This window comes from Amycolatopsis regifaucium (assembly GCF_001613935.1).
GTDB lineage: Bacteria > Actinomycetota > Actinomycetes > Mycobacteriales > Pseudonocardiaceae > Amycolatopsis > Amycolatopsis regifaucium.
The window spans coordinates 1-1,244 of record NZ_LQCI01000044.1 but is presented as its reverse complement, the minus strand read 5'-3'; the positions used below and the strand labels follow the sequence as shown (position 1 = coordinate 1,244).

At 62.9% G+C, this 1,244-nt stretch carries 3 protein-coding genes; all 3 read left to right on the top strand.

The window, feature by feature from the left end; all coding sequences use genetic code 11:
* Positions 1-123 precede the first annotated feature (123 nt).
* The 3 genes from AVL48_RS30950 (at position 124) to AVL48_RS30940 (ending at position 1,219) form a co-directional block, all read left to right on the top strand.
* Entirely contained in the window at positions 124-453 is a 330-nt protein-coding gene (locus AVL48_RS30950) for a hypothetical protein (protein WP_063054162.1), read from the top strand.
* 35 nt (positions 454-488) lie between these two features.
* Positions 489-782, top strand: coding sequence for a WXG100 family type VII secretion target (locus tag AVL48_RS30945; protein WP_063054161.1), 294 nt, complete (start codon positions 489-491; stop codon positions 780-782).
* A gap of 89 nt (positions 783-871) precedes the next feature.
* On the top strand, positions 872-1,219 hold the full coding sequence (locus AVL48_RS30940) for a hypothetical protein (protein ID WP_208616308.1): 348 nt from the start codon (positions 872-874) through the stop codon (positions 1,217-1,219).
* Positions 1,220-1,244: the final 25 nt, after the last annotated feature.

Here is a 1,244-nt window from a genome sequence, read left to right as displayed (position 1 = left end):
GCCTGGAGGGCCGCGGAAAGCGGATTCGGGGCTGGTTCGGGATTTAATCTCGAATAGTGGTCGTGCTACTACGAAAACGTAGGGCTCGCCAAAGTCGTGGCACTCATCGCAGGAGGAAGCACAGTGGCACATTCCACTAAGCTCAATGATCAGGACATCATCGCCCAGGCCGCCCGGCACGAGGAGACGGCGAACAACGTCAACGATCAGCTCGACAACCTGAAGAGGGAGGTCGAGGCCACTCTCGCGGCCAGCACGAGTGCGGCCACCAGGGCGCTGAGCTCGGTGACGGGTGAGTGGGTCGAAGCGGTGCGCAAGACGGTGCTGAGCAACTTGAACGGTATGGCGGGCGATATGCGCCGTGAGGCGGGTGCCCAGGTGGACACCGACGCCGACAACACGCAGTCGATCCTGAACGTCCCTATGGGAACCAGCACCTTCCTCGGCGCCTGACCCGACCACCGCACGATCTTTTTTGAGGAGTTTTGATGGCTGACGGCACGATTACCTACGACTATCCCGTCATCGAGCAGTGCGTCGCGATGATGATGAAGAAGGCCGACGAGATCGACAACCAGGCGACCCTGCTCGGCAGGGATGTCAAGACCATCATGCAGGACTGGGTCGGTGAAACGGCGAATTCCTACGAGGCTCGCTCCACCAACCTCCAGGCCGGTCTGGACGAGCACCGGCAGAATCTGCTCAACCTTCGCCAGAAGGTGTCGGACGCGGCCGCGGCCATGGAGGCGGCCGACAAGGGCGGCGCGAAAGGCATCGCCTAGTTCGCTCGGTGTGCCGGGGTGCTCGCGCCCGGCACACCGCTTTTCCCTGACCATTGAACGGTCGAGCCGTTCGAGAGCAAGGAGTCGACGTGGCGACGGAATTCGATGCCGAAGCGATCGCGACCGCCGGCCGGAACATCGGCCGGTTGATGGATGACCAGAGTGCTTTCGAAGCGCTGAAGCGGCCTTGGGCCCCTGCGGAGAAGTTCACGCTCGCGGGCTGGCTGGACCGGGTCGTCGACGACCGGCGCAACGCCGTCGTGGCGCATGCCGACCAGCTCAGGATCGCCTTCGATGAGATGGAAACAAAACTCAACGACATCTCCGAGCGGTTCAAGACCACCGACGGGCGGAACGCCGACGAAATCCAGAAAGTGATCGCCGGCCTCGACCGCAGCACCCGCGGCGGCGATTCGAACGACGTAATCACCACCTGACCAAACGCCGGAAAGGAACCGGGCG

Excerpts from the sequence above, each read along its gene's own strand:
- AVL48_RS30945 (WP_063054161.1), top strand. The coding sequence starts at position 489 with ATGGCTGACGGCACGATTACCTACGACTATCCCGTCATCGAGCAGTGC.